The 26,074-nt window shown below is 64.1% G+C and carries 29 protein-coding genes and 1 other RNA gene; 20 read left to right on the top strand and 10 right to left on the bottom strand.

What is annotated here, in order from left to right; translation table 11 throughout:
• Positions 1-12: 12 nt before the first annotated feature.
• The 3 genes from AB7008_RS38050 to AB7008_RS38040 all read left to right on the top strand — a co-directional run bounded on the left by AB7008_RS38050 (position 13) and on the right by AB7008_RS38040 (position 1,848).
• The gene (locus tag AB7008_RS38050; RefSeq protein WP_441260450.1) at positions 13-606 is read left to right on the top strand and encodes a TetR/AcrR family transcriptional regulator; all 594 of its coding nucleotides are present in this window, start codon (positions 13-15) and stop codon (positions 604-606) included.
• Positions 607-790: 184 nt separating this feature from the next.
• On the top strand, positions 791-1,162 hold the full coding sequence (locus AB7008_RS38045; RefSeq protein ID WP_441260449.1) for a cupin domain-containing protein: 372 nt from the start codon (positions 791-793) through the stop codon (positions 1,160-1,162).
• A gap of 200 nt (positions 1,163-1,362) precedes the next feature.
• Positions 1,363-1,848, top strand: coding sequence for a YkgB family protein (locus tag AB7008_RS38040; RefSeq protein ID WP_441260448.1), 486 nt, complete (start codon positions 1,363-1,365; stop codon positions 1,846-1,848).
• A 41-nt stretch (positions 1,849-1,889) separates the two neighbouring features.
• Here AB7008_RS38040 and AB7008_RS38035 read toward each other — a convergent pair whose 3' ends face one another.
• Positions 1,890-2,384, bottom strand: a complete 495-nt coding sequence (locus AB7008_RS38035) for a GNAT family N-acetyltransferase (protein WP_441260447.1) — start codon at positions 2,382-2,384, stop codon at positions 1,890-1,892.
• Between AB7008_RS38035 and AB7008_RS38030 the strand changes: the two genes are divergently transcribed.
• The 5 genes from AB7008_RS38030 (at position 2,383) to AB7008_RS38010 (ending at position 4,543) form a co-directional block, all read left to right on the top strand.
• A complete protein-coding gene (locus AB7008_RS38030) occupies positions 2,383-2,547 on the top strand; it encodes a hypothetical protein (RefSeq protein WP_441260446.1) in 165 nt (54 codons plus the stop codon). The genes AB7008_RS38035 and AB7008_RS38030 overlap by 2 nt on opposite strands.
• 51 nt (positions 2,548-2,598) lie before the next feature.
• Complete coding sequence (locus AB7008_RS38025; protein WP_039152994.1) at positions 2,599-2,865, top strand: hypothetical protein; 267 nt, start codon at positions 2,599-2,601, stop codon at positions 2,863-2,865.
• 164 nt (positions 2,866-3,029) lie between these two features.
• Positions 3,030-3,776, top strand: a complete 747-nt coding sequence (locus tag AB7008_RS38020) for an outer membrane protein (RefSeq protein ID WP_441260445.1) — start codon at positions 3,030-3,032, stop codon at positions 3,774-3,776.
• Between the two features lie 157 nt (positions 3,777-3,933).
• The gene (locus tag AB7008_RS38015) at positions 3,934-4,110 is read left to right on the top strand and encodes a hypothetical protein (protein ID WP_155255945.1); all 177 of its coding nucleotides are present in this window, start codon (positions 3,934-3,936) and stop codon (positions 4,108-4,110) included.
• Positions 4,111-4,252: 142 nt separating this feature from the next.
• A complete protein-coding gene (locus AB7008_RS38010; RefSeq protein ID WP_028156436.1) occupies positions 4,253-4,543 on the top strand; it encodes a DUF3551 domain-containing protein in 291 nt (96 codons plus the stop codon).
• Between the two features lie 265 nt (positions 4,544-4,808).
• Here the strand turns inward: AB7008_RS38010 and AB7008_RS38005 are convergent, their stop codons facing one another.
• From AB7008_RS38005 to ssrA, 9 genes are all read right to left on the bottom strand, one after another.
• Positions 4,809-6,290: an ATP-binding protein gene (locus AB7008_RS38005; RefSeq protein ID WP_441260444.1), complete on the bottom strand. Its 1,482-nt coding sequence runs from the start codon at positions 6,288-6,290 to the stop codon at positions 4,809-4,811.
• Positions 6,291-6,426: 136 nt separating this feature from the next.
• Complete coding sequence (locus AB7008_RS38000; protein WP_441260443.1) at positions 6,427-9,255, bottom strand: ATP-binding protein; 2,829 nt, start codon at positions 9,253-9,255, stop codon at positions 6,427-6,429.
• A gap of 350 nt (positions 9,256-9,605) precedes the next feature.
• Positions 9,606-11,477, bottom strand: a complete 1,872-nt coding sequence (gene feoB / locus AB7008_RS37995; RefSeq protein ID WP_028156438.1) for a ferrous iron transporter B — start codon at positions 11,475-11,477, stop codon at positions 9,606-9,608.
• A gap of 38 nt (positions 11,478-11,515) precedes the next feature.
• Complete coding sequence (locus tag AB7008_RS37990; protein ID WP_014493043.1) at positions 11,516-11,791, bottom strand: FeoA family protein; 276 nt, start codon at positions 11,789-11,791, stop codon at positions 11,516-11,518.
• Between the two features lie 116 nt (positions 11,792-11,907).
• Entirely contained in the window at positions 11,908-12,162 is a 255-nt protein-coding gene (locus AB7008_RS37985; protein WP_014493044.1) for a ribbon-helix-helix domain-containing protein, read from the bottom strand.
• Entirely contained in the window at positions 12,159-12,347 is a 189-nt protein-coding gene (locus AB7008_RS37980) for a DUF4169 family protein (RefSeq protein ID WP_028156439.1), read from the bottom strand. The genes AB7008_RS37985 and AB7008_RS37980 overlap by 4 nt, the downstream gene beginning before the upstream one ends.
• 278 nt (positions 12,348-12,625) lie before the next feature.
• A complete protein-coding gene (fumC, locus tag AB7008_RS37975; protein ID WP_441260442.1) occupies positions 12,626-14,074 on the bottom strand; it encodes a class II fumarate hydratase in 1,449 nt (482 codons plus the stop codon).
• A gap of 89 nt (positions 14,075-14,163) precedes the next feature.
• Entirely contained in the window at positions 14,164-14,682 is a 519-nt protein-coding gene (locus AB7008_RS37970) for an SspB family protein (protein WP_014493047.1), read from the bottom strand.
• A gap of 114 nt (positions 14,683-14,796) precedes the next feature.
• Positions 14,797-15,162, bottom strand: a transfer-messenger RNA (tmRNA) gene (gene ssrA, locus AB7008_RS37965).
• Positions 15,163-15,258: 96 nt separating this feature from the next.
• Between ssrA and AB7008_RS37960 the strand changes: the two genes are divergently transcribed.
• From AB7008_RS37960 to AB7008_RS37905, 12 genes are all read left to right on the top strand, one after another.
• Positions 15,259-15,888, top strand: a complete 630-nt coding sequence (locus tag AB7008_RS37960) for a chromate transporter (protein ID WP_041953305.1) — start codon at positions 15,259-15,261, stop codon at positions 15,886-15,888.
• Positions 15,885-16,415, top strand: coding sequence for a chromate transporter (locus AB7008_RS37955; protein WP_028156443.1), 531 nt, complete (start codon positions 15,885-15,887; stop codon positions 16,413-16,415). Before AB7008_RS37960 ends, AB7008_RS37955 begins: the two co-directional genes overlap by 4 nt.
• Positions 16,416-16,509: 94 nt before the next feature.
• The gene (locus AB7008_RS37950) at positions 16,510-17,271 is read left to right on the top strand and encodes a tripartite tricarboxylate transporter TctB family protein (RefSeq protein ID WP_264621411.1); all 762 of its coding nucleotides are present in this window, start codon (positions 16,510-16,512) and stop codon (positions 17,269-17,271) included.
• Positions 17,272-17,278: 7 nt separating this feature from the next.
• The gene (locus AB7008_RS37945) at positions 17,279-18,793 is read left to right on the top strand and encodes a tripartite tricarboxylate transporter permease (RefSeq protein WP_014493051.1); all 1,515 of its coding nucleotides are present in this window, start codon (positions 17,279-17,281) and stop codon (positions 18,791-18,793) included.
• Between the two features lie 135 nt (positions 18,794-18,928).
• A complete protein-coding gene (locus AB7008_RS37940; protein WP_441260441.1) occupies positions 18,929-19,909 on the top strand; it encodes a tripartite tricarboxylate transporter substrate binding protein BugD in 981 nt (326 codons plus the stop codon).
• Between the two features lie 187 nt (positions 19,910-20,096).
• A complete protein-coding gene (locus AB7008_RS37935) occupies positions 20,097-20,891 on the top strand; it encodes a thymidylate synthase (protein ID WP_441260440.1) in 795 nt (264 codons plus the stop codon).
• Between the two features lie 5 nt (positions 20,892-20,896).
• Positions 20,897-21,382 carry an N-acetyltransferase family protein gene (locus AB7008_RS37930; protein WP_441260439.1) on the top strand — a complete coding sequence of 162 codons (486 nt, stop codon included), beginning with the start codon at positions 20,897-20,899 and terminating at the stop codon, positions 21,380-21,382.
• Positions 21,382-21,891, top strand: coding sequence for a dihydrofolate reductase (locus tag AB7008_RS37925; RefSeq protein ID WP_441260438.1), 510 nt, complete (start codon positions 21,382-21,384; stop codon positions 21,889-21,891). The genes AB7008_RS37930 and AB7008_RS37925 overlap by 1 nt, the downstream gene beginning before the upstream one ends.
• Positions 21,892-22,044: 153 nt before the next feature.
• A complete protein-coding gene (gene hflK, locus AB7008_RS37920) occupies positions 22,045-23,181 on the top strand; it encodes an FtsH protease activity modulator HflK (protein ID WP_248879381.1) in 1,137 nt (378 codons plus the stop codon).
• Entirely contained in the window at positions 23,178-24,074 is an 897-nt protein-coding gene (gene hflC, locus AB7008_RS37915; protein WP_248879380.1) for a protease modulator HflC, read from the top strand. Before hflK ends, hflC begins: the two co-directional genes overlap by 4 nt.
• A gap of 71 nt (positions 24,075-24,145) precedes the next feature.
• A complete protein-coding gene (locus AB7008_RS37910; RefSeq protein ID WP_025038031.1) occupies positions 24,146-24,352 on the top strand; it encodes a DUF2065 domain-containing protein in 207 nt (68 codons plus the stop codon).
• 157 nt (positions 24,353-24,509) lie between these two features.
• Positions 24,510-26,009 carry a Do family serine endopeptidase gene (locus AB7008_RS37905; protein ID WP_304491035.1) on the top strand — a complete coding sequence of 500 codons (1,500 nt, stop codon included), beginning with the start codon at positions 24,510-24,512 and terminating at the stop codon, positions 26,007-26,009.
• Positions 26,010-26,074: the final 65 nt, after the last annotated feature.

Below are 26,074 nucleotides of genomic sequence, written 5' to 3'. Positions count from 1 at the left end.
AGAAAGGACGAGATGGCCGGACGACCCCGGGAATTCGATCGAGAGGCAGCGCTCGAAGCCGCCATGTTCCTGTTTTGGCGCAAGGGTTTCGAGGCGGCCTCGATGCACGACCTCTGCGACGCCATGGGCGTCCGCTCGCCGAGCCTCTATGCGGCCTTCGAAAGCAAGGAGGCGCTCTACCTCGCCGCGATCGAGCATTACGTTCAGACCCAGGGACCCCCGGTGTGGGACAAGCTCGCGGACGGAAAAACCGCGCGCGAGGGCGTCGAGCACCTGCTGATCGGGGCGACCGAGACCCTGCCGAAATCCCGGACGGCGCCGGCCGGCTGCATGGCCGTGCTCGGCGCGGTCAGCGACGAATGGCCGGCCACAATCGCCCGCGTGGTCAGGAAGGTCCGGCTCGACATGCTCGGCAATCTGCGCGCGCGGATCGAAGGCGCGGTCGGCAGCGACGAGCTGCCCGCCGCAACCGACGTCGATGCGCTGAGCCGTTTCTATCTGAGTGTCTTTCAGGGCATGGCCATCCAGGCCAAGGACGGCGCGACGCCCGAGGAGTTGAGAGGCGTAGCGAAGGCGGCCATGGCGATGTGGCCGGGCGAGCGGTAGCTCGCGGCCTACGAGCTCCGCTCCGTCGATCCTACGAGCTGATGCTGCCTCGTCGCGACGCAATCTGCGGCACCGAATGAACCGGAGATCGGCCATTTTGTTGCCTTGCGCTCGGCATCCCATTGTCATTCGCCGCGATTTGGCGCGGCGGCGACGGCTCAATCCTCGACGAGACAGGTGCCCCATGGACGAACATATCGACGGTCAGTCAAGCGCCCCGCAAGCAGGGTTTGCCGGTGTCACGCGCAAGATTCTCGAACGTCTTCCGCTGCCGGGCAATCATCAGGAGCTCATGGTCGTCGAAGTCACCTATCCGCCGGGCGGCGTCGCGCCGCTGCACCGGCATCCCGTCGCGGGCGCGATCTACATCGTCGAAGGTGTCGCCGAGTCCGCCTATGGCACCGACGAGCCACGGCAATACCGGGCTGGCGAGACGTTGCAGGACCGGGCGGATCTTCCACACACCCTGTTTCGCAATTGCGATCCGGAACGTCCGCTCCGTTTCCTGACCATCTACGTGCTCGAACGCGGACGCTCCTACACGGTGGAGCCGTGAAGCATCCCATAGGATGGGTTTCGCTGCGCTCTCCCCATTCTGCGCGCTATGGCTTGCCGTCCGCGAACACGTGCCTTGCACGCAGCTGTGATCGTGGAACCCCGCCGCGCATGTAACGACGGACGCTCCCCTCCGAATAGCCCCTAGCGGACGCTTCGTTCGCCAACAGATGGATGCGCAATCCGGGGAGAAATCGTCGCATGATGGGATTCAACGTCGCGGAGAATGGTGGAGGCTCTTATCGTCCGCTCGCCATTCTGCGCTGGGTCATGGTGGTCATATTCGTATCGTTTGGAATGCAGAAATTCACACTGCAATCCGCACAGGGTATCGCTCAGTTCATCAGCAACAGCCCGTTCATCTCCTGGCTGTCGGTATTCGGCCTGAGGGGAGAGGCCTATGTTCTCGGTGTCGTCGAGTTCGCGATTGCGGCGCTGCTCGTGGCAGGCAGCTTCAGTCCGGTCTTGTCGGCGCTGGGTTCGTTCATGGGCGTGATGACCTTCGCGATCACGTGGTCGTTCTTCTTCACGACGCCGGGCGTCGTCACATGGAGCCTTTCAACCGATCCGATGGCGTGGAATCTGGCCGGCGAGTTCCTGTTCAAGGACATCGTCCTGCTGTGTGTCTGCGTGGTGTTGTTTCTCGCCTCGTTGCCGCAATCGGTTGTCCGGCTCCGCACCGGCTGAGCCTAAAGCGGCTTCGCTCTACCCATCCTACGAGGCATCTCTCACCGCCGGATGCGGTAGATCACGACGGCTTCGCCGTGATGCGTCGTGCCCTTATCGAGGATGTAGTTCGACTTCTCCAGCACGCGGCGGGATGCGCCGTGTCCGACGAAGACGAGGCCGATGAGGGACGGCAGCTCGAGTTGCGACAGCCCGATCTCGGTCAGCGCCGTCGCGATCTCGCTCGCGAGGCCCTGACCCCAGAATTCGCGCTTGAACGTGTAGGCAATCTCGACCTCGTCCACGCCATCGACGAGGATATGCCGGATCGCCGCCCGCCCGGCGAAGGATCCGTCTTTGCGCAGCACCCACAATCCGAAGCCGTGCCGGTCCCAATGGGCGATGTTGACGGCGAGATAGGTCTTCGTCACCTCGGGCGTGCGCACGCCGCCGAGATAGCGGGACACCTCGGCATCGAGATGCAGCGCGACGAGATCGGCGAGGTGGCCGTCGTGCAATTTCTCGGCGGTCAGTCTGTCGGTGCTGAAATGGTCCATGGAGCAGTTCGTCGCTTTGGAGCTGGTCGCGATCTTGATGATCGCCATCGTGCTCCTGTTCTGCCCGGCGGGTCAACCGAGCCTCAGTTCGCAACCCGGCGCGTCAAGCGTTCGCATAAAAGTGGTCAAGTCGCTGCTTGATCTGAATCAAACAGGCGGATGACGGCCGCACCACAACGCGACTCCAGGGGCTGGTGACATGTTGGTGTGCGCAATGAGTCCGACCTGGTACGTCACCTTCGAAGTGCAACGGCGAGGCGTTCTGCCGAGACAACGAAGTCCGCGCGAGACGAAGACCTTTGCGACTGAGCATGAAGCGAAGCTGTTCGCGCGCGCCAAGCGCGACGAGGGACTTTCCGTCTTTGCAGGCACGATCAATCCGCACCTGCCGAAGCGGGTGATCCCATCCTCCGGCATCAGCGCGTGGCTTGCCGACGAACAGGACGGTGCTGGAGCGCACGGCACTTCAAAGACTGACTAAGCACTCTTCTGTGCACAGCGATGACGTTTGAGTGTTGCCATTTTGGTACGGGCCAAGAATCCCCTCGCGCATAGACTTCAGGCTGTTCGCAGCGTTTATGCACGCCAGCCTGCATAAGGGCTCGCATTTTTGACGGACGAGATTTGAGCAAAGGGGATGAGACGATGAGAAAGCTTTCGATCGCGGTGATCGGCTTCGCGGCGCTGAGCATGGCGGCTCCGGCCATGGCGGCCGATATGGCCGTCAAGGCGCCGCCGCCGGCACCGGTGGTGGCGGTTTACAACTGGACCGGGTTCTACATCGGCGCCAACGGAGGCTGGGGGCAGAGCCACGGTTGCGTCGATTTCTTAACGCCCGCGGGAGCAGTCGCAAGTGGTTGCGCCGATCGATCCGGAGGTCTCGTCGGCGGACAGATCGGGTATCGCTGGCAGACCAATCAGTTCGTGCTCGGCCTGGAAGCGCAGGGCGATTGGGCCGAAATCAAGAACACGCGCGTCAGCGTGATCGATCAGTTTATCTCGACCACGGGCAAGACCGATGGCATCGGGCTGTTCACGGCTCAGCTCGGTTGGGCATGGAACGCCTCACTGCTCTACGTGAAGGGCGGCGCCGCCGTGACGCGCAATCGCTTTGACATCTTCAACAATGTCACAGGCGTCGGCCTCGCCTCGGCAGGTCACACGCGCTGGGGCGGTGCCCTGGGTGTCGGCTGGGAGTATGGCTTCACCCCGAACTGGACAGTCGGTGTCGAATACGACCATCTCTGGATGGGGCGTGACAACACCAGCTTCGCAGGCGTGGTCACACCCAATGGGTCCACCCTCACCGGCAGCGGGGTCACTCAGGATATCGACATGGTCACGGTTCGCGTGAACTATCGCTTCGGCGGTTACGGCGCGGCGCGCTATTGATCCAAAGTCTTCCCGGTGAACTCAGGCCCCGGCATCGACCGGGGCCTTTTTCATGGGAAGCGAGAGAAAACGCGCGGATGTCCGGCATCAATTGCTGCGGTCGAGCGCGGAGAGCTGCTTCCTGTCGAGCAGGACGACGTGACGCTGGTTGTTGTCGATGAAGCCGATGATGCCGAGCTTGTTCGAAACCGGGGTACGGGCCTATTATTACAAAGGCCCCTGGACCTATGGCTACAGTGGCTGGTGCGATCACGCCGCGCGCAACGGTATCGGCTGCACGCCAGGCACGCTTGTCAAGGGCGGCGACGGCATCATGTGTGTTTGCCAGCAATGATGAGGCACCGCGGCCTCGCGCCGCCTCCATTTGATTTGTGGATTTTGGTTGCGACCATGCACGCCCAATTGAGTTGATGTTGGCGGCCCGACGGGAGATTCTTGCACGCAGAAGCCAACAGAGCTGAGATCAGGAGATGGCAATGACCCGCCTGCTTTTCGCAATCGTATCGGTTAGCTCAATTCTGGTGTCGACGACCTCGATCTCGCTCGCGGCCGGGCGCCATTATCGCCAAGGCTATGTCGCCCCGAGCGGTCCATATGATCTCTACTGCTTGCAGGGGCGGATTTGGGGATACCCAGGCAATTGCCAATTCGCGACCTATGAGCAGTGCATGGCAACCGCTTCAGGGATCAATGCCTATTGCGGCGTCAATCCGACCTACGCCTTCGCGCAGCAGCGTGACCCTCGCGGGCAGTGGTATCCGCGCTAGGATCGTTGTCGCTGGTGCGACAATTCTTCGACGATGCCATTCTGCCAGTGCTTTGCCCGACGGTGCAACTCGCGTGCAGCAGTTCCGACGGTCGAACCCGGCGAGTTGTTGCCTGTCCAAGGACGAGGCCCACTATTGCCGGCGCTGCACCTGACGCCGACATGGGCGACCCCCGCCAGCAGGAGGTGAAAGAAGAGGCCGCCGTAGGCGAGCTTGCAGAGCGTCACGCTGACGCGTGCTCGAGGCGGACGGCGACACGGCTCAATTAGCCGCATAGAAATTTCAGCGCTGGCTGGTCTTGTTGAAGCGTTGCGACCCTGGCTGACTCCGGATCGCTCTCGCCTGCCTGAACCAACTTCTCGCGCGCGAAGGCGCGGGTGGCGTCGAGCAGGCGGAAGCGGCCGCAGGGTTTCGAAGCGGGAGGTACGATCAGGGACTTCGCCACGAGGCCATCGATCGCATCGAGCAGGGCCGGCTCGTCGACCGTCTGGCAAGTTGCTGCACTCAGGGCCGCGTGAAGGCTGAACGGACCGGGGAATCCTGCAAGTCTGCGCAGAACGACGGCTTCCGTGGTCGATAGCAGGCTGTAACTCCATTCAAGCGTAGCCCGCAGTGTCCTTTGGCGCGGCGGCGCCGTGCGCGTGCCGGTCCAGAGCATCTTCAGATGTGTGTCGAGGATGTCGGCGGTCTGCAGCAGGCCAAACGTCTCGACGCGCCTTGCGGCAAGCTCGATGGCGAGCGGTACCCCCTCCAACCTTCGACACATGCGGATGATGATGGCTGCCTCGCCATCGTCCAGAATGAGATGCGCCCCGTTCGCGGCGGCGCGTTGCAGGAACAGGTGCGTGGCCGGAAACGACCGGACGGTCGCCGCCGTCTCGGGCGTGCCTTCCGGAGGGCAGGCGAGAGGCTCGAGCCAATAGACGTGCTCGCCATCGGAACGAAAGGTTTCCCGGCTCGTGGCTAGGATATGGACCTCCCGCGTCTCAGCGAAAATGCGGGATGCCAGGTCGGCGATCGGTTCGATCAGATGTTCGCAAGTGTCGAGGATCAGCAGTATCCGTCGCGCCTGCAAATGGCCGATCAGATATTGAAGCGTGCCGGAAGGCGGGATCGAAAGGCCGAGGACCGAAAGGATGAGGCCAAGGATCCGATCGGAATCGGTGACTGCGCCGAAGTCGACGAAACAGATCGCGTGTTCGAAGGTTGCGGTCAGGTGATGGCCGACGGCGACCGCCAAGGTGGTCTTGCCGATACCCCCGGTGCCGACGATCGTGACGAAACGGCTGGCGGTGAGGTAGCTCGACACTCTGAGGACATCCTCGTCTCGTCCGACCATCGCACTCGGGATCGGCAGGCGCGCATGACCGTGAAGCTCGGACTGCTCAGGCGTCACAGCGGTGGCATGTGCGATCGTGCGCGAGACCGGAGCGATGAAGCTGTAGCCATGCCCTGGCATCGTCGAAATGTAACGGGCGCCGCCTTGTCCATCGCCGAGCGCCTTGCGCAGCCCCGCCATATGGAAGCGAAGGCTGACCTCGTCGACCGTTACTCCCGGCCACACCCGTCCCATGAGATCGGCTTTGCTGATGACTTCATTCGGGCGCGACAGCAGCGCGGCCAGAATGTCGAAGGCGCGCGCGCCAAGGGCGATGCGCACACCATCCTTGCTCAATCGTCTTTCGCTCGCGACGAGCTCGAATGGGCCGAAGGAGATCGCTTCCTTGCTGGGTGCCATGTTTGTCATCGCAGGTCTCGCGCCTTTGCTTGGATCGGGGACAGCGGCGGCTTTGCCGATGTGCAAGCAACCTGCATCGCTTTGAAAACGCCTGCGAATTAAGTGTCGTGAAGAGTTCTTAAGGTCCGTTGCCGGCCGGGCCGGTCTAGCCCAGGATGTCGAGCAGAGCCCGTGCGGAAGCCACATCGGCCGTCGCAAATCCCTCGGTGAAGCGGCCATAGACCGGCTGAAGTGCGTCCCTCGCCTCGGCCTGGAGGCCGCGGTCGTGCAGCAGCCGGGCAAGGCTGGTCGCAGCCCGCAATTGCCAGGCGAGGGCCCCCTGTTCGTGGGCTTCCTCGATCGCCGCGCGAAAGCAGCCTTCGGCGGCCCCATCGGCATCGCTGGGGTCCCTCAGCACGAGCAGATCGCCTTTCGCGCGCAGCAACTCGGGATGCATCCAGCCTTCGTCGCGGTGGTCCGCGTTTTCGATCGACGCATTGATCGAGGCGAGCGCCTCGTCGAGACGCTGCAAACGTCCCAGAGCAATCGCGCGGTAGATCGGGAAGAAAGCATATCCCCGCCACTCGTGCAGCCCCCTCAATTCGTCGATGGCGAGGCGCAGCAGCTCGGCGCCGATTGCAGCGTCGCCGGTCTGGAGCGCGATGATGCCCTGGTAGCCCCGGCTCCAGCTCCTCCATAGCGGCAGGACGAACTTGGTCGATTGGTCGCTCAGGATCGTATTGTACCGGCGCGCCTCGTCGAGATGGCCGGCCCACAACGTCACGAGGCATCCGGCAAGCGACAGGAAATGGCACAGCGAGTTGGCATGGCCGGCAGCGGTGGCGGCCTCGACCGATTGCCGCACGAGTTGCATCGCCTGATCCGGACATCCCTGCGCCCACAGGATGCGCGCCAGTCCCGGCTCTTCGGAGACCGGCCGTTCGGTCACGAGGAAGCGAAACCGGGTCGGGTCGGCGGCCAGCAGGTTGGGGTTGGCCCTGATGAAGTCGACATGCGGCCGCGCCTCGTTCTGAAATCCCTGCACATGGTGCGACGTCGCCATCATCCGGTGCCCGACCAGCTCATCGACGGGGCCGGTGGCAAGGCTCAGGAAACGCCGCGCTAGGTCGATCGAACCGCGACGCACCAGCCACAGGCCCCAGAGACAGCGAAGCTGATAGTCGACATCGCCGATGCCCTCCGCGATCTCGAGCGCGCGTTCGCAGGCCGCCTCGGCGTCGGCGGGATTGCCGCCGGAATAGAGCGAGGCAATTCCATAGGCCGCGTGCAGCCGCATCTGCCGTTCCGGCGGCATCGTGTCGACCAGGGTGTGCGAGGACAATGCCCGTCCGAGAGTGCTGCGACACTCGTCGAAAAGAGACAGGTGCATCCATAGCGGTATCGCTGCCGTGGCAACGCCAAGTCCGAGTGCCGTCGCGCGCTGGTCGGGCAGGCCCCACGCGAGCGCGGCGCGCAAATTGTCCAGGCGCCATGCATAGTCGGTGTGGAGATCGCCGGTCGTCCTGATCTGCCACTCGCTTTCCGCTTGCTGAAACACGTCCCTGTAGCGCTCGGCGTGGGCTCGGTTGGCGGCTTCGAACTCGCCATGCTCCCTGAGCTTGTCGAGTGCGTACGTCCGCGTCGTGTCGAGCAGGCGATACAGCGCGACGGTGTCCCTGATTTCAGCTACGACGAGGGATTTGTCGACCAGTCCGGAGAGCCAGTCGGCAGGCTCCTGCGACGGCGCGATCGATCGGGCATCGTTCAGGGTGAACAATCCTGCGAAGACGCCAAGGGCCCGGAAATTTTGCTGCTCGGATTGCGACAGCAGATCGTAGCTCCAGTCGAGGACGGCCCGCAGCGTCTTGTGCCTCGGCACCGGTGCGCGACGCTGGCTGGCGAGCGAACTCAGGCGGTCGAGCAGGTCGGCAACGACCTGTTGCACGCCCAGCGTTGCGGCGCGCCCCGCAGCAAACTCGATAGCGAGCGGAATGCCGTCCAGTCGCTGGCAGATGGTTGCGACAGCCGGGCTGTTGCTTGCATTCAGCGCAAAGCGATCGTTCAGCGCGCGCGTCCTGCCGACAAACAGCTCCACCGCGCTGCTCTTGAGCAGTTGCGCGGGGAGCGCGCCGGTCGACTCGGGCACGTCGAGCGGTGACAGGCGGAAAACGCCTTCGCCCTCGATCTTCATGACCTCGCGGCTCGTCGCCAGGATCGAGGCGTGAGGGCATTGTCGAACGATGATCTCGGCCAGACGGGCCGTTGCGTCGATCAGGTGCTCGCAATTGTCGAGCACCAGAAGCAGCTTCGATGCGCCGATCGCGCGCGCCACGTCCTCCGGAGGCAGCCGCTTTCCGTCCGCGCCGAGGCCAAGGGCTCTGGCGATGGTCGATGGCACCAGATCGGGATCCGACAGGGGACTCAGCTCGACGAAGAACACGGAGCCGCCAAATGCATCGAGCAGATCGCGCGCCAGTTCGAGGGCCACGGTAGTCTTTCCAATTCCCCCTGGTCCCGTGAGCGTGACGACGCGGAAAGCGGTCGCGAGATTCTTGATGGCCAGCACCGCGGCGCTTCGGCCGACCACATCGGATACCGCGGCGGGCAAATTGGTTGGAGCGGACTGGCCTGATCTTGGCAGCGAAAGCGACGAATTGGCCGTCGCGGGTTGGTCTTGATCCTCTTTGACGGCCCAAGGGCCGAGCAGCCGATAACCACGGCCCGCGTCGGTCTTGAGCAGACTGCGGTCCGGCCCCAAGGCCTTGCGGATCGCGTGAATGTGAACACGGAGCGTGTTCTCATCGACCGTGAGGCCCCGCCAGACATGGGCCACGAGCTCGTCCTTGCCCACGAATTGTCCGGCGGCCGCGGCCAGTCGTTCAACGATTTCGAAAGCGCGCGAGCCGATCGGGACCGGTTTGCCGTGGGCGCGCAATTCCCGGCGGTCTCCGTCCACTTCCCACGCGCCATCGGCCCACACGAACCGCGCTAACAATCGAAATTTCCTTCAACCCGATGGCGCCGGACGTATCTCATCGAAAGCTGCCTTGAGGCTTCCGCTACGCCTCTCGCAATTCTTTGATGGTGCCATTGTGCCAGTGTTTTGCCCGACGGAGCAACTGGTCCGTAGCCCGCGCCGCTCAGGCTCCGTGGTATCCGGAAATCGCTATGTTTCTGGCGCGGCCGCGGATTTTGCGGAGCCTGTCATCGAGCGCCGCTGTGCGCCGGCCCCTGGCTTCATTCGGGCTACGGCCGGATAATTTTTGCACATACGTAAGCCATTGATTTCACAATCCCCGTCTACTGTGCATGGGGTTGTTTTCGCAGTTTCGGTTTGAGGGGGCCTTATCCCGCCCCTAACGCGACCGCGACGTTGTAGGTCAGAAGGCTCGCGGCATAGGCCAGCACCAGCATGTAGAAGAAGGTCACCGCCATCCAGGCCCAGCTTCCGGTCTCGCGCCGGATCACCGCGAGCGTGGATGCGCATTGCGGGGCGAAGATGTACCAGGCCAGCATCGACAGCGCGGTGGCGAGCGACCATTTCGTCGCCAGCACCTGGCCGATCTGCTCGGCCGCTTCCTTGCCGCCTTCGATCGCGTAGACCGTGCCGAGGGCCGCGACCGCGACCTCGCGCGCCGCCATGCCCGGGATCAGCGCGACCGCGATCTGCCAGTTGAAGCCGACGGGGGCGAGCAGCGGCTCGAGCGCCTTGCCGATGATCGCAGCGAGGCTGAAGTCGATCGCCGGCTCGGTGGCGCCCGCGGGCGGCTGCGGGAATGAGGCCAGGAACCAGATCAGCACCATCATCGAGAAGATCGTGGTGCCGGCGCGGTACAGAAACATTTTCGCCCGCGTGTAGACGCCGATCGCGATCGATTTCAGCCGCGGCATCTTGTAGTCCGGCAGCTCCAGCATGAACGGCGCCGGCGCATAGTCGCGCAGCATGAAGAATTTGATCAGGAACGAGACGAACAGCGCGCTGGTGATGCCGGCGGCGTAGAGGCCGAACATCACGAGGCCCTGGAGGTTGATGAAGCCCCAGACGTCCCTGGCCGGAATGAAGGCGGAGATGATCAGCGTGTAGACGGGAATGCGCGCCGAGCAGGTCATCAGCGGCGCGATCAGGATCGTGGTCAGCCGGTCGCGCTTGTTGTCGATCACGCGCGTCGCCATGATGCCGGGAATGGCGCAGGCAAAGCTCGACAGCAGCGGAATGAAGGCGCGGCCGTGCAGGCCGGCGCCGCCCATGATGCGATCCATCAGGAACGCGGCGCGCGCCATGTAGCCGAAGTCTTCCAGCAGCAGGATGAACAGGAAGATGATGATGATCTGCGGCAGGAACACGATGACGCTGCCGACGCCTGATATCACGCCGTTCTGAAGGAAGCTCTGCAGCAGGCCGGCGGGCAGGGTGGCGTGCACGAATTCGCCGAGCGCGTCGAAGCCGTTGTTGAGCAGGTCCATCAGCGGCTGTGCCCAGGCGAACACCGCCTGGAACATCACGAACAGGATAGCCGCGAGCACGATCAGGCCGCCGACCGGATGCAGCACCACGGCATCGATCCGCGCGGTCCAGGTGTCGGGTCTGGCAGGCAGGCTGACGCAGTCGGCGATGATGCGATCGGCCTCGCGCTGGGTGGCGCGCAGCTCGGCGACGCTGAGCGCGCGCCAGCTGTTCTCCTGCGGCTCCGCGGCGAGTTTCGCCGAGATCTCGTCCGTCAGCGCCAACAGGTCGGCCGTGCCGCTCTTGCGCACAGCGATCGAGGTGACCACGGGCACGCCGAGCTCCTTGGCGAGCCGCTCCACGTCGACGGTGATGCCGCGGCGGCTCGCGATGTCGAACATGTTGAGCACGAGGATCATCGGCCGGCCGGTGCGCTTCAGCTCCAGCAGCAGGCGGATGGTCAGGCGCAGATTGGTCGAGTCGGCCACGCACAGCACGAGGTCGGGCACGGTCTCGCCGGACGCCTTGCCGAGCACGAAGTCGCGCGTGATCTCCTCGTCCGGGCTGCGGCCGCGCAGCGAGTAGGTGCCGGGCAGGTCGACCACCGAGACCTGGCGTCCGAGCGGCGTGACGAAGAAGCCTTCCTTGCGCTCGACGGTGACGCCGGGATAGTTCGCGACCTTCTGTCGGCTGCCGGTCAGCGCATTGAACAGCGACGTCTTGCCGCTGTTCGGCGTGCCCACCAGGGCGAGATGCAGCAGAGGAGCTTCCATGTGATCAAAGGCCTTGGGATCAGATTTCCGGTCGCGATCTAGGCGACAATGATGGCCATGGCTTCACGACGGCGGACCGCGATCGTGATGTTGTCGACACGGACGGCGATCGGGTCGCGCCCGACCAGGCCCTCGTGCAGGACCTCGACCCGGGCGCCCTCGACGAAGCCGAGCTCGATCAGCCGGCTCTCGAGCTCGATGTCGGAGAGCGCCGAGCCCGCATCCCCTGCGGAAAGGTGTTGGATGACGCCGATATAGCCGCGTTGGGCCAGGCCCAGCGGCATCCGCGAACGCGTGTCATTGGTGTCGGTCATGCCCTGTATTTTCAACGCAGGGCATTGAGGTCAAGCGCGCGGGTCGGCTGAAACTGCACCTTAGAGTGATTTTAAAGTGCAGAAACCGGGAGGCGCCGTTGGAGGACGTCCAACGGCTACTGGGCCGGGACCTTTTCCGGCTGGATCGCGGCCATGGCGCGGCTCTTGAAGTAGTCGAGGACGAACAGGCGGATCGCCGAGGACAGATTGCCCTGCTGGCGGTTGCCGTCGATCTCGCCGACCAGCTCGGACAGCGTCATGTTGCGCAGGCCCGAGATCTCCTTCATGCCGTTCCAGAACGCCTCTTCCAGGCTGACGCTGGTCTTGTGGCCGGCAACCACGATCGACCGTTTCACCACGGGCGACTTCATGACTGATCCTCGCGATCGATCTGATGCTGGTCCAGATGCGCCTTCGCCTTGTCCGCGCGCGTCTCCTCCGCCGACCGCTCCGCCTTCGTGCGGCCGAACTTCGCCCGGTTGACGTCCGCCTGCTTCGCCGTGGCTTCCCGCTCGGCGCGCTTCCTGAAACGATTCAGGTTGATGACGTTCCCCATGCCGCGTCTCCATCATCCGCTCCTCTTCTGGCAGGATGAAACATTCAGAAACTGGGTGCCGTGTTGCGCCCCATGAGACTTGATCGCCATTCACTCGTCCTCGTCAATTGGCCCCTTGGGCCATCAAACGATGAATTAGCCCCGTCAAAGGGCGGAGAGGCCTGCGTAGCACGCCGCCTCGCCATAACATTGACGGTAATCAAATCCCGGCCCTTAAGCCTTATATTTATGGGCCCCAGGGCACCGTATCATTACGGATGACTATCGGAATTCGGAATTCATCCGGGCCGGGTCATCTTCTCCGGCTGCACCAGGCGGTCGAACTCGTCGGCCGAGACGAAGCCGAGCCGCAGCGCCTCCTCCTTCAGCGTGGTGCCGTTGGCATGCGCGGTCTTCGCCACCTTGGCGGCGCTGTCGTAGCCGATCTTCGGGGCCAGCGCGGTCACCAGCATCAACGAGCGCTGCATCAGCTCCCTGATGCGCTTTTCGTCGGCGCGGATGCCGCTGACGCAATGTTCGGTGAAGGAGCGCGCGGCGTCTGCCATCAGCCGGATCGAGTGCAGCATGTTGTAGGCGAGCACGGGCTTGTAGACGTTGAGCTCGAAATGGCCCTGGCTGCCGGCGACTGTGATCGCTGTGTGATTGCCGAACACCTGGCAGCACACCATCGTCATCGCCTCGCACTGCGTCGGATTGACCTTGCCGGGCATGATCGAGGAGCCCGGCTCGTTCTCCGGCAGGATCAGCTCGCCGAGGCCCGAGCGCGGGCCCGATCCGAGCAGGCGGATGTCGTTGGCGATCTTGAACAGGCCTGTCGCGACGGAATTGATGGCGCCGTGCGCCAGCACATAGGCGTCGTTCGAGGCCAGCGCTTCGAATTTGTTGGCGGCGCTGGTGAAGGGCAGCTTCGTAATCCCGGTAACGTGCTTTGCGAACAGTCTTGCGAAGCCCGGCTTGGAGTTGAGGCCGGTGCCAACGGCGGTGCCGCCCTGGGCCAGCGGATAGAGGTCCTTCACCGCGACCTTGAGGCGGGCGATGCCGCTTTCGACCTGCGCGGCGTAGCCGGAAAATTCCTGGCCGAGCGTCAGCGGCGTAGCGTCCTGGGTGTGTGTCCGCCCGATCTTGACGATTTTTGCGAACTCCTTCTCCTTCTTGCGGAGCGCGCGCAGCAGCTCGCCGAGGGCAGGGACGAGATCGGCATTGATGCGGCTTGCGGCCGCGATGTGCATCGCGGTCGGGAACGAGTCGTTCGACGACTGGCTCATGTTGACGTGATCGTTGGGATGCACCGGCTTCTTGGCGCCGAGCTCGCCGCCGAGCAGCTCATTGGCGCGGTTGGCGATGACCTCGTTGAGGTTCATGTTGCTCTGCGTGCCCGAGCCGGTCTGCCACACGACCAGCGGGAAATGATCGTCCAGCTTGCCCTCGATCACCTCGCGCGCGGCGCGGATGATGGCGTTGGCCCGGCGCTGGTCGAGCAGGCCGAGCGCGAGGTTGGATTGTGCGGCGGCGAGCTTGACGATGCCGAGCGCATGCACGAGTTCGATCGGCATGCGGTCGATGCCGATGCGGAAGTTTTGGCGCGAGCGTTCGGTCTGCGCCCCCCAATAGCGATCGGCGGGGACCTCGATGGGGCCGAAACTGTCGGTCTCGGTGCGGCTGGCGGGGCGGGCAGTCTTCGAGCGAACGGTCTTCGAGCGAGCAGTCTTGGCCATGAGCACATCCATTCTGCGGCGCGGAATGCCGCGCAGCCTCTTCAGGTGCTCTTCTATATCGGCAGTTTGGCCGGGCGCGACCGTTTCGGGTCCAACCTAGATCATTTCTTGCGGAAACGATCGAGCCGCACCACCTCGGCGCCGCCCTGGTTCGGGGCGGTCGGCTCCTCGGCGCTTTCCGCCGGCTCACTGGCAGACGCGGGCACTGCGACGGCCGACGGCGCGGGAGCGGCCGGCAATGTCTCGGGTGACACCTCGGCGACATCGGAGGTGTCGAACTGGAGGCCGAACTTCACGGACGGATCGAGGAAACTCTTGATCGCGCTGAACGGCACGATCAGCCGCTCCGGAATGCCGCCGAAGGACAGGCCGACCTCGAAACGGTCCTCGAGCACGGTCAGATCCCAGAACTGGTGCTGGAGGATGATCGTCATCTCTTCCGGATATTGCGCCAGGAGCCGCGACGACAGCTTCACGCCCTCGGCCTTCGACACGAAGGTGATGAAGAAATGGTGCTCGCCCGGCAGTCCATGGGACGCGGCATCGGTCAGCACCTTCCGCAGCACGCCGCGCAGCGCGTCGCGGGCCAGCACATCGTATCGGATATGATCGGTCGCCATGGTGGTCCTGTTGCATTCCAGGAGCTGGGCCCTGCCGGCCCGACTCGCCAAGCCGCCATAGTACCGCGCCTAACGGGTCAGCAGGAGTCCCCGCCGGAAAGGAAATAAGAGGTAAGTGGAGGCTTCTGTTGCCAGGTGCCTCCGAACCCCGCCTAACGGAGCTTAACCCGTTAGGACTTTAAGATGGTCTTTCAAACTGCGTTACGCAGCCTGAGCAACCGGAGCAAAGTTGTCGTTGGCAACTATTGCAGTAGCCCGATAACGGCGGAACAATACCGGGAAAAAGCACGCCCTTTACGCCCTCGTCGATCCTATTTCGCCCCCGCCAAAACCCGCTCTGGGTGAGCCCGCTGGTGGGCTTTGGTGGAGGCGCCGGGTACCGCCCCCGGGTCCGAATGGTTTATTGCGACGACCGTTTATTTCCATAGCCGGCAAACCGGCACCCCCAATATAGGGGGCAAAGGTTTCAAATGACAGGTGTTTCGAGCGGCGATCCCGCGGTTTCCCTTTGGATAGGTTCCGGGCGGACCTCGTATGATCTTGGCCCTGGGACGGCCAGCGTTCTAAGCTCCTGACATGTCCACGGATTCAGCACCGGCCGCCCAAGAGCCGGATCCAGAGCCAGATCAAGAGCCGGACCATCCAGCCGTCCACGCGCCTCCGCCCGGGCTCGTCGCGCTGTTCCTGGCCTTCGCCCGGATGTCGCTGGCCGGCTTCGGCGGGGTCCTGGTGTTTGCCCGCCACGCCATCGTCGATCAGCACCGCTGGATGACGGCTGACGAGTTCAACGAGACCTTTGCGCTCTGCCATTTCCTGCCCGGGCCCAACATCGTCAACCTGTCGATGGTGTTCGGGTCGCGGCTGCGCGGGATCGCCGGCGGCGTTGCCGCCTTTACCGGGCTGTTGCTGCCGCCGACGGTGATCATGACCGTCCTTGCGATCATCTACGCCCGGTTCGGCGACGTAGAGGTGCTGCGCCGGATCCTCGCGGGCATCTCCTGCGCGGCGGTCGGGCTGCTGATCGCGGTGGTCTTCCGCATGATGATGCCCCTGCTCAAGCGGATGGACGCCGTCGTGCTCATTCTCATGCTCGGCGTGTTCGTTGCGATCGGCGTGCTTCGCCTGCCGCTCCAGGCGGTGCTGCTGGTCGCGATTCCCGTCAGTATCGGCGTCACATATTGGGTGCGGCGGAAGGTAGCAGCATGAACAGCGAAAACCCGATCTGGGCGCTGATCTCCACCTTTGGTCTAATGTCGCTGTTCGCAGTCGGCGGCGCCGCGGCGGCGGTGCCGGAGATGCACCGCATCGCAGTCGACGTGCATCACTGGATGACCGAGAAGCAGTTCGCCGACGCCTATGCGATCGCGCAGCTCTCGCCAGGTCCCAACGTGCTTATCGTCACGTTAATCGGCTATGCCGTCGCCGGCATCCCCGGCGCGCTGGCGGCAACGTTGGCGATGTGCCTGCCGACGGCGCTGCTTGCCTATTATGTCAGCCGTCTGCTGAGCCGGCCCAGCCAATCGCGCTGGCCCACCTTGATTCAGACTGCACTGGTTCCGCTGTCGATTGGATTGATGGCAGCCAGCGCCCTGATCCTGGCCCAGTCGACTGATCGCACCTTTGCTGCGCTGCTTCTGACCGCAGCGGTTGCAGTGCTCGCATCCGTCTCGCGCATCAATCCACTCTGGCTTCTGCTCGCCGGAGGCCTGTTTGGTTTTGCTGGCATTGTGTAATGAAAATCGCTAGGCAGTGGTCCGGGCGGGGGATCCTTTTCCAGCCGATTAGAACAACAGTGCTCGTGACTTAGGAGTCGCGGAGGAGACAAGCATGGCCGACACGATGGGCCACTCGGCGACTGCCACCCGAAACACCTCGGTGGCGCTCGGCTTCTGCCTGCTGGCGATAGCGCCGCAGATTTTCGAATTCATCTGGTCTATCGGGACGATCTTCGGCTGGGGTGCCGGGCGCGGCCCACTGCAGGTCGTAACCAGCCATGCGACGGCGCTGCTCGCCGGCGCGCCCAGTGCCATATTCGGATCGTTCGGTGGCGGCACCAAGAAGGCGTCCTCCGAGGTGCTGCTGGCGCTGATCTATTCCTATCCGCTGTTTGCGGTGGCGATCCTCACGTTGTTCATGACGATCCGGTCGGCGCAGGACTATGTCGGCGGCGTTATCCTGATGGCGCTCGCCCTGTTCGCGCTGTGGGCGTCGAGCGATCTGCAGGGCATGCGCGGCTTCTCCTTCGGCGCCGGCACGGCACCGCGGATGTTCGGTGGATTGCTGGTGGCCTTGTCGGCCGGCATCGCCTTGACCGGCCTCCTGACCAATGGGCCGGCGATGGCCCATTATTCCTGGCGCGGGCCTCTGTTCGTGATGGCCGCGATCCTGTTTTTCGCGCTGGCGATCCGGCCGCTCGGCCTCGTGGTCACGGCCTTCGTGAGCTTCATGATTGCAGCGCTGGGCTCGCATGAGACGCGCTGGCTGGAGGCCGCCATCGTCGGCGCCTGCCTGACGCTCGGCTGCGCAATCCTGTTCCCGTACGTGCTCGGATTGCCGATGCCGATGTTCCCGCGTTTCCTGGTTCAGTGAGGGTGTAATGGAGCTCTTTGCCAACCTCGCTCACGGTTTTGCCGTCGCGTTCTCTCCGATCAACCTGCTGATGTGCCTGATCGGCGCCCTCGTGGGCACGCTGGTCGGCGTGCTCCCGGGCATCGGCACCATCGCAACGGTCGCAATGCTGCTGCCGATCACTTTCGGCCTGCCGCCGGTCGGTGCGCTGATCATGCTCGCCGGCATCTATTACGGCGCCCAGTATGGCGGCTCGACCACGTCGATCCTGGTCAACATACCCGGTGAGGCGACATCGGTCGTCACCGCCATCGACGGCCACCAGATGGCCAAGCAGGGCCGCGCCGGCCCGGCACTGGCGATCGCCGCGATCGGCTCGTTCTTCGCCGGCTGCGTTGCGACCGTGTTGATCGCCGTCCTCGGCGCGCCGCTCACGAAGCTCGCGCTGGCGTTCGGTCCGGCCGAGTATTTCTCGCTGATGGTGCTCGGCCTGATCTTCGCGGTGGTGCTGGCCAAGGGCTCGGTGCTGAAGGCGATCGCGATGATCGTGTTCGGCCTGCTGCTGTCGATGGTCGGCTCGGACATCGAGACCGGCGCCTCGCGCATGGCCTTCAACATTCCGGAGCTCGCCGACGGCCTCGGCTTCGCGACGGTGGCGATGGGTGTGTTCGGCTTCGCAGAGATCATCCGCAACCTCGACGCCGGCGCCGAGATGAATCGCGATCTGGTGCAGCAGAAGATCACGGGCCTGATGCCGACCAGGAAAGACCTGGCCGACTCGACGCCTGCGATCCTGCGCGGCACGGTGCTCGGCTCGATCCTCGGCATCCTGCCGGGCGGCGGCGCGGTCATTGCGTCGTTTGCCGCCTATACGCTCGAGAAGAAGCTCGCCAAGAACCCGTCACGGTTCGGCCGCGGCGCGATCGAGGGCGTGGCGGGGCCGGAAAGCGCCAACAACGCTGCGGCGCAGACCTCGTTCATTCCGCTGCTGACGCTCGGCATCCCGCCGAACGCGGTGATGGCGCTGATGGTCGGCGCGATGACCATCCACGGCATCGTGCCGGGTCCGCAGGTCATGCAGAAGCAGCCGGATCTGGTCTGGGGCATGATCGCCTCGATGTGGATCGGCAATCTGATGCTGATCATCATCAACCTGCCGCTCGTCGGAATCTGGGTGCGGCTGCTGCGCGTGCCTTACCGGCTGATGTTCCCCTCGATCGTGATCTTCTGCGCGATCGGCATCTACTCGGTGAACAACGCACCGGTCGACGTCATCCTCGCTGGCATCTTCGGTCTGGTCGGCTACTGGCTGATCAAGCACGATTTCGAGCCGGCGCCGTTGCTGCTCGGCATGGTGCTCGGACCGCTGATGGAAGAGAACCTGCGTCGTGCGCTGCTGATCTCGCGTGGCGACTGGAGCGTGTTCCTGACGCGTCCGTTGTCGGCGGTGCTGCTGGCGATCGCGGCGTTTCTGCTGATCCTCACGGTCCTGCCGGTGCTGCGCGCCAAGCGCGATGAGGTGTTCACCGAATCCGAGAACTGACCGCGCCTGCGTCGTCGCGGCGCCCTGCGTCCGCACGCCGCATTCGGAAGTCGAATCGACTTGTGTGACCGCTTCGTGAAATGAAAATGCCGGCCCTGTGGCCGGCATTTTTGTTTTACGTCCGAGGGGATCGAGATGACTTCCATTCGCGCGCTTGCGGGCGCCTGTGCCGCGGCGTTCGCATCGTTGTGCGGCTTTGTCGCACCGGCGGAGGCGCAGACCTATCCGACGCGCAGCATCACCATGATCGTGCCGTTCGCGGCCGGCGGACCGACCGACGTGATTTCGCGCATCGTCACCGGGCACATGGCGCAGACGCTCGGACAGAGCATCATCATCGAGAACGTGGTCGGCGCCGGCGGCACCACCGCGACCACGCGTGCCGCGCGCGCGGCCAATGACGGCTATACGCTCATTACCGGGCATATGGGTACACATGCCGCCTCCGTGCCGCTCTATCCGAAACTCGCCTACCACCCGGAAAAGGATTTTGAACCGGTCGCGCTGCTCGCGGGCACGCCGATCCTGATCCTGGCGCGCAAGGACTTTCCGCCGAAAGACCTCAAGGAGTTCATCGCCTACGTGAAAGCGAACGCCGAGAAGGTCAACGCCGCGCATGCCGGCGTCGGTTCGGTCTCGCACGTGTCCTGCGAGCTCCTGCACTCGATCCTCGACGTCAAGCCGGTCGGCGTGCCCTTCAACGGCACGGGCCCCGCGATGAATGCGCTGGTGGCCGGACAGGTCGATTACATGTGCGACCAGATCGTCAATGCCGTGCCGCAGATCAATGCCGGCACCATCAAGGCCTATGCGATCGCGACGGCCGAGCGCAATCCGTCGCTGCCGAACGTGCCGACCACGGCGGAGGCCGGCCTGCCTGCATTCCAGGCCCAGGCCTGGAATGCGATGTTCGCGCCGAAGGGAACTTCGACCGCGATCATCGCGAGCCTGAATGCCGCCGCCATCAAGGCGCTCGACGACGAGACCGTGAAGAAGCGCCTGCTCGAGCTCGGCAGCGTCATTCCGGGTCCCAAGGATCGGACGCCGGAGGCGCTGGCGACCCTCGTCAAGAACGAGATCGCGAAGTGGACCCCGGTGCTCAAGCCGGCAACTTAACCAGCACTTTCAAGCCGATAGGCGAGGGGCGGGACGCAGGTTCCGCCCCTTGTTGTTTGCGCCGGGAACAGTCACTTTTCGGGGTATAATGCGCTTAAACAGCGAATCGCTGCTGTCGTAGCGCGGGGCGCGCCGTTAAGTTCGCCGCCTCCCCAAAGGCTGCTGTCTTCCCAAAGGTTTTTGGCACATGCACCAGTATCAGGACCTGCTCGAGCGGATTCTTTCAGACGGCGCCGAGAAGACCGACCGGACCGGCACCGGCACGCTGTCGGTGTTCGGCCATCAGATGCGCTTCAACCTGTCTGCCGGCTTCCCGATGCTGACCACCAAGCGGCTGCCGCTGAAGGCGATCGTGCATGAGCTGTTGTGGTTCCTGAAGGGCGACACCAACATCAAATATCTGCACGACAACGGCGTGACCATCTGGGACGAGTGGGCCGATGCCAATGGCGATCTCGGGCCGGTCTATGGCCATCAATGGCGTTCCTGGCCCACGGCCGACGGGCGCAGCATCGACCAGATCGCCAATGTCATCGACATGATCAAGCGCACCCCGGATTCTCGCCGGCTGATCGTCACCGCCTGGAATCCCGCCGACGTCGAGAAGATGGCGCTGCCGCCCTGCCACCTGCTGTTCCAGTTCTATGTCGCCAACGGCAAATTGTCGTGCCAGCTCTATCAGCGCTCGGCCGACGTGTTCCTCGGCGTGCCCTTCAACATCGCGTCCTACGCGCTGCTCACCATGATGGTGGCGCAGGTCACGGGATTGAAGCCCGGCGACTTCGTGCACTCGCTCGGCGACACCCATCTCTATTCCAATCACCTGGAGCAGGCGCGGCTCCAGCTCACGCGTGCGCCCCGCGCGCTGCCGGTGATGCGGATCAATCCCGATGTGAAAGACATCTTCTCCTTCCGCTACGAGGATTTCGAGCTCGTCGGCTACGATCCGCATCCGCACATCAAGGCGGAAGTCGCGGTCTAGCGCTGATGTCGTCGACCATCCGCCGCGTGCGCGCCGGTGAAGCCGGGCTGGTTCTTGCCTTCATCCGCGAGCTTGCCGAATACGAGAAGCTTTCGCACGAGGTCGAGGCGACCGAGGCGATGATTGCGGAAGCGCTGTTCGGCGAGCGTCCGCAGCTCTATTGCGCCATTGCCGAGTGGAGTGGCGAGCCGGTCGGCTTTGCGGTCTGGTTCGCCAATTTCTCCACTTTCAGCGGCCGTCACGGCATCTATCTCGAAGATCTCTATGTGCGGCCGTCGCATCGGGGCAAAGGCCTCGGCAAGGCGCTGCTGGTCTATCTCGCCAGGGAGTGCGTCGACAACGGCTGGTCGCGGCTGCAATGGGCGGTGCTCGACTGGAACGCGCCGTCGATCGCGTTCTACAAATCGCTCGGCGCCGTCATGATGGATGACTGGACGCTGTGCCGCGTCACCGGCCCCGCGCTGACACGACTTGCGGGGAGCGCGTCCTGATGGAGATCGTCTTCGTCGTCGCGATCGCGGAGAACGGCGTCATCGGCGCAGGCAATGCGATGCCGTGGCGAATGAAATCCGACATGGCGCGCTTCAAGGCGCTTACCATCGGCAAGCCCGTGATCATGGGTCGCAAGACCTTCGAGACCCTGCGCCGCCCACTGCCGAACCGCACCAATATCGTCATCACGCGCGATGCGGATTATCGCGCCAATGGCGCCATCGTCACGACATCGGCTGCCAATGCGGGCGCGGTTGCGCTTGGCGATGCCCTGCGGCGTTCGGTCGCCGAGATCGCGGTGATCGGCGGCGCCGAGATCTATCGGCAATGGCTCGATCGCGCCGATCGCCTCGAAATCACCGAGGTGCATGCGCGTCCCGAAGGCGACACGCATTTCGACATCGACAAGGCAGAGTGGGATGAGGTTGGGCGCATCCGTCATCCTGCCGGACCCGACGACAGCGCCGACTACTCCTATGTGACATATCGTCGGCGGACGGGCCATTAACCGCATTCACCAATGTTTACATTGACTTTTTCGTGCCCGAGCATAGCTCGAAAGACAGCCCGGGCCGCGTTGTAAGGGACTTGCCTGTCCCCTATAAAGCCGGACCGGACAAAGCGGGCGGGGGCAATTTCACCCTGCCGAGGAGAGCGTCGAATGCCGTGGAAGAATCAGGGCGGTGGCCCATGGGGCTCGGGTCCGAAGGGACCATGGGGCAACGGCCCGCAACCGGTCGGGCCAAGGCCGCCGGATCTGGAAGACCTTCTGCGGCGCGGCCAGGACCGCCTCCAGCAGATCATGCCGGGCGGCTATTTCTCCGGCATCGGCATCACGCTGATCATCCTGCTCATCATCGCGTTCTGGCTGCTGTCGGGCTTCTTCCGGGTGCAATCCGAAGAGCTCGGCGTCGTGCTGCGCTTCGGCAAGCATGTTCGCACCGTGCAGCCGGGTCTGAACTATCATCTGCCCTATCCGATCGAAACCGTGCTGCTGCCGAAGGCGTTGCGCGTCAACACGATCTCGATCGGCATGACGCTGATCGACGATCCGGCGCGGCGCGGCCGCTCCATTCGTGACGTGCCCGAAGAGAGCCTGATGCTGACCGGCGACGAGAACATCGTCGACGTCGACTTCACCGTGCTCTGGCGCATCAAGCCGGACGGCGTCGGCGACTTCCTCTTCAACATCCAGAATCCCGAAGGCACCGTGAAGGCGGTCTCCGAGAGCGCGATGCGCGAGGTGATCGGCCGCTCGCAGATCCAGCCGATCCTGACCGGTGCGCGCAACGTCACCGAGCAGAGCGTGCAGGAGCTGATCCAGAGGACCCTGGACAGCTACGGCGCCGGTATTCTCATCAGCCAGGTGCAGATGCAGAAGGTCGACCCGCCGGCGCAGGTGATCGACGCGTTCCGCGACGTCCAGGCGGCGCGCGCCAATCTCGAGCAGCTGCAGAACGAGGCGCAGACCTACGCCAACCAGGTCGTGCCGCAGGCCCGCGGACGTGCGGCGCAGATCCTGCAGGCCGCCGAAGGCTACAGGGAGCAGACGGTCGCCGAGGCCAAGGGCCAGAGCTCCCGCTTCCTGAAGGTTTACGAAGAATACAAGAAGGCGCCCGACGTGACGCGTGAACGGATCTATCTGGAGACGATGGAGCGCGTGCTCGGCGGCGCCGACAAGCTCGTCTATGACGGCGGCCCCTCGGGCCAGGGCGTCGTGCCCTTTCTGCCGCTCAATGAGTTGACGACCAAGCGGCCGCCTACCACCGGTCAGCAGTCGAGCGGAGGCAACCGATGAGGTCTCCGGTCACAGGTATCGTCGCGCTGCTCGCCCTCCTGCTCGTCGTGATCGTCGGCTACATGTCGCTGTTCACGGTGCAACAGACCGAGCAGACCATCGTGCTGCAGTTCGGCCGTCCCGTCGACGTCGTCACCGCGCCCGGCCTGCACTTCAAGGCGCCGTGGAATTCGGTGATCAACATCGACAAGCGGATCCTCGATCTGGAGAACCCGTCGCAGGAAGCGATCGCGTCCGACCAGAAGCGGCTCGTGGTTGACGCCTTCGCGCGTTACCGCATCAAGGACGCGTTGCGCTTCTACCAGAGCGTCGGCTCGATCCAGGCCGCCAACATCCAGCTCACCACGCTCCTGAACGCGGCGTTGCGCCGCGTGCTCGGCGAGGTCACCTTCATCAACGTGGTGCGCGACGACCGCGAGAAGCTGATGCAGCGCATCCGCGACCAGCTCGATCGCGAGGCCGACGGCTACGGTATCCAGGTCGTCGACGTCCGGATCCGCCGTGCCGACCTGCCGGAGCAGAACAGCCAGGCGGTCTACCTGCGCATGAAGACGGAGCGCGAGCGCGAAGCCGCCGAGTTCCGTGCTCAGGGCGGCCAGAAGGCACAGGAGATCCGCTCCAAGGCCGACCGCGAGGCGACCGTGATCGAGGCGGAAGCCAAATCGCAGGCCGAGCAGACCCGCGGCGTCGGCGACGCCGAGCGCAACCGCCTGTTCGCGGAAGCCTACAGCAAGGACGCCGACTTCTTCGCCTTCTACCGGTCGATGACGGCCTACGAGAACGGGCTGCGCGCCAACGACACCCGCTTCCTGCTGCGGCCGGACTCGGATTTCTTCCGGTTCTTTGGTAACCCGTCCGGCAAGACGGCGACCGAGACGCCGGCGAAGCCGTGAGCTAGACAGAGGGCGGCAGTTTTGCCGCCCTTCGTCCAGACAAGAACAGCACAACGGGAGGTTCCATTCCGATGAGGTCCATTGCGTTCGCCGACTTCCTCATCGGCTTAGGCATCCTGTTCGTGCTGGAAGGCTTGATGTTCGCGGCAAGTCCCAACTGGATGCGCAAGGCCATGAAAAGCGCCATCGCCACGCCGGACAATATCCTGCGGGCGGTCGGGATCGGTTCGGCCGTGGCCGGCCTGGTCTTGATCTGGGTTATGCGCCGTCCGATTTAGGCGTCAGGCCAACGCCAAAGTGAAGGCGAGAGACTGGTTTTCGCCGTATTATCCGGGTCTTGAGGCCCGTTAAGCTCCGCGCTTGCGCCGTCCCCCCGTTCGAGCGCAGTGTTAGAGGCGAATCCTTGGCGCCCGATCCTTTTCTCTGGAGATACCAATGACCGCTGCCACCATTGCCCCGACCCGCTTGCGCTTAGGGCTGGCCGCGCTCGCCGTCAGTGCATTCAGCGCGTTCGGCACGCCGGCCCTTGCGCGCGGCCCGGACGGGATCGCCGACGTCGCCGAGAAGGTGATCGACGCGGTCGTCAACATCTCGACCTCACAGACCGTCGAAGCCAAGGGCGGCGGCAGCAACACCATGCCGCAACTGCCGCCCGGCTCGCCCTTCGAGGAGTTCTTCGACGACTTCTTCAAGAACCGCCGCGGCCCCGGCGGCGGCAGCAAGGGCGGCGAGCGCGGTGACAATCCGCCTCGCAAGACCAACTCGCTCGGCTCCGGCTTCATCATCGACACCACTGGCGTCGTCGTCACCAACAACCACGTCATCGCGGACGCCGACGAGATCAACGTCATCCTCAACGATGGCACCAAGATCAGGGCCGACCTGGTTGGCGTCGACAAGAAGACCGACCTCGCCGTGCTGAAGTTCAAGCCGCCGAGGCCGCTGGTCGCCGTAAAGTTCGGCGACTCCGACAAGCTGCGCCTCGGCGACTGGGTGATCGCGATCGGTAATCCGTTCAGCCTCGGCGGCACGGTGACGGCCGGTATCGTCTCGGCCAAGAACCGCGACATCTCCTCGGGACCGTATGACAGCTATATCCAGACCGACGCCTCCATCAACCGCGGCAATTCCGGCGGTCCGCTGTTCAACCTCGATGGCGACGTCATCGGCGTCAACACGCTGATCATCTCGCCCTCCGGAGGCTCGATCGGGATCGGCTTTGCCGTGCCCTCGAAGACAGTTGTCGCCGTGGTCGACCAGCTCCGCCAGTTCGGCGAACTGCGCCGCGGCTGGCTCGGCGTGCGCATCCAGGGCGTCACCGACGAGATCGCCGAGAGCCTCAACATCAAGCCCGCGCGCGGCGCGCTGGTCGCCGGCGTCGATGACAAGGGCCCGGCCAAGCCCGCCGGCATCGAACCCGGCGACGTCGTCGTCAAGTTCGACGGTAAGGACGTCAAGGATCCCAAGGATCTCTCCCGCGTCGTCGCCGACACGGCCGTCGGCAAGGAAGTCGATGTCGTCATCATCCGCAAGGGCCAGGAGGAGACCAAGAAGGTCACGCTCGGCCGTCTCCAGGATCCCGACAAGGTGCAGACCGCGGTGAAGACCGACGAGCCGGCGCCCGAGAAGCTGGTGACGCAAAAGGCGCTCGGTCTCGATCTTGCGGCGCTCAGCAAGGATTTGCGCACGCGCTACAAGATCAAGGACAGCGTCAAGGGCGTGGTCGTGACCAATGTCGAGGCCAATTCGGACGCTGCCGAGAAGCGCCTCTCCGCCGGCGATGTCATCGTCGAGGTTGCGCAGGAGGCCGTCTCCAGCGGCGCCGACATCCAGAAGCGGGTCGACCAGCTCAAGAAGGACGGCAAGAAGTCCGTGCTGCTGCTCGTCTCCAACGCCGACGGCGAGCTGCGGTTCGTGGCGCTGAGCGTGCAGTAAGGGGCTCTCTGAGACACATCCTCACTGGATCACCCGCGAAAGCGGGTGATCCAGTATTCCAGAGA

This window comes from Bradyrhizobium sp. 521_C7_N1_3 (genome assembly GCF_052075975.1).
Taxonomy (GTDB): domain Bacteria; phylum Pseudomonadota; class Alphaproteobacteria; order Rhizobiales; family Xanthobacteraceae; genus Bradyrhizobium; species Bradyrhizobium japonicum.
The sequence above is the reverse complement of the archived record's forward strand: the minus strand, read 5'-3'. Positions and strand labels throughout refer to the sequence as shown.

Coding starts and splice junctions, on each gene's coding strand:
- AB7008_RS37980 (WP_028156439.1), bottom strand. CDS start 12,347: ATGGGGAACGTCATCAACCTGAATCGTTTCAGGAAGCGCGCCGAGCGG.
- hflK (WP_248879381.1), top strand. CDS start 22,045: ATGCCGTGGAAGAATCAGGGCGGTGGCCCATGGGGCTCGGGTCCGAAG.
- AB7008_RS38050 (WP_441260450.1), top strand. CDS start 13: ATGGCCGGACGACCCCGGGAATTCGATCGAGAGGCAGCGCTCGAAGCC.
- AB7008_RS38040 (WP_441260448.1), top strand. CDS start 1,363: ATGATGGGATTCAACGTCGCGGAGAATGGTGGAGGCTCTTATCGTCCG.
- fumC (WP_441260442.1), bottom strand. CDS start 14,074: ATGGATGTGCTCATGGCCAAGACTGCTCGCTCGAAGACCGTTCGCTCG.
- AB7008_RS37970 (WP_014493047.1), bottom strand. CDS start 14,682: ATGGCGACCGATCATATCCGATACGATGTGCTGGCCCGCGACGCGCTG.
- feoB (WP_028156438.1), bottom strand. CDS start 11,477: ATGGAAGCTCCTCTGCTGCATCTCGCCCTGGTGGGCACGCCGAACAGC.
- AB7008_RS37910 (WP_025038031.1), top strand. CDS start 24,146: ATGAGGTCCATTGCGTTCGCCGACTTCCTCATCGGCTTAGGCATCCTG.
- AB7008_RS37990 (WP_014493043.1), bottom strand. CDS start 11,791: ATGACCGACACCAATGACACGCGTTCGCGGATGCCGCTGGGCCTGGCC.
- AB7008_RS37945 (WP_014493051.1), top strand. CDS start 17,279: ATGGAGCTCTTTGCCAACCTCGCTCACGGTTTTGCCGTCGCGTTCTCT.
- AB7008_RS37955 (WP_028156443.1), top strand. CDS start 15,885: ATGAACAGCGAAAACCCGATCTGGGCGCTGATCTCCACCTTTGGTCTA.
- AB7008_RS37925 (WP_441260438.1), top strand. CDS start 21,382: ATGGAGATCGTCTTCGTCGTCGCGATCGCGGAGAACGGCGTCATCGGC.
- AB7008_RS37940 (WP_441260441.1), top strand. CDS start 18,929: ATGACTTCCATTCGCGCGCTTGCGGGCGCCTGTGCCGCGGCGTTCGCA.
- AB7008_RS38020 (WP_441260445.1), top strand. CDS start 3,030: ATGAGAAAGCTTTCGATCGCGGTGATCGGCTTCGCGGCGCTGAGCATG.
- AB7008_RS37985 (WP_014493044.1), bottom strand. CDS start 12,162: ATGAAGTCGCCCGTGGTGAAACGGTCGATCGTGGTTGCCGGCCACAAG.
- AB7008_RS38010 (WP_028156436.1), top strand. CDS start 4,253: ATGACCCGCCTGCTTTTCGCAATCGTATCGGTTAGCTCAATTCTGGTG.
- hflC (WP_248879380.1), top strand. CDS start 23,178: ATGAGGTCTCCGGTCACAGGTATCGTCGCGCTGCTCGCCCTCCTGCTC.
- AB7008_RS38030 (WP_441260446.1), top strand. CDS start 2,383: ATGGAGCAGTTCGTCGCTTTGGAGCTGGTCGCGATCTTGATGATCGCC.
- AB7008_RS38005 (WP_441260444.1), bottom strand. CDS start 6,290: ATGACAAACATGGCACCCAGCAAGGAAGCGATCTCCTTCGGCCCATTC.
- AB7008_RS37950 (WP_264621411.1), top strand. CDS start 16,510: ATGGCCGACACGATGGGCCACTCGGCGACTGCCACCCGAAACACCTCG.
- AB7008_RS37935 (WP_441260440.1), top strand. CDS start 20,097: ATGCACCAGTATCAGGACCTGCTCGAGCGGATTCTTTCAGACGGCGCC.
- AB7008_RS38015 (WP_155255945.1), top strand. CDS start 3,934: ATGAAGCCGATGATGCCGAGCTTGTTCGAAACCGGGGTACGGGCCTAT.
- AB7008_RS37960 (WP_041953305.1), top strand. CDS start 15,259: ATGTCCACGGATTCAGCACCGGCCGCCCAAGAGCCGGATCCAGAGCCA.
- AB7008_RS37930 (WP_441260439.1), top strand. CDS start 20,897: ATGTCGTCGACCATCCGCCGCGTGCGCGCCGGTGAAGCCGGGCTGGTT.
- AB7008_RS38045 (WP_441260449.1), top strand. CDS start 791: ATGGACGAACATATCGACGGTCAGTCAAGCGCCCCGCAAGCAGGGTTT.
- AB7008_RS38025 (WP_039152994.1), top strand. CDS start 2,599: ATGAGTCCGACCTGGTACGTCACCTTCGAAGTGCAACGGCGAGGCGTT.
- AB7008_RS37905 (WP_304491035.1), top strand. CDS start 24,510: ATGACCGCTGCCACCATTGCCCCGACCCGCTTGCGCTTAGGGCTGGCC.
- AB7008_RS38035 (WP_441260447.1), bottom strand. CDS start 2,384: ATGGACCATTTCAGCACCGACAGACTGACCGCCGAGAAATTGCACGAC.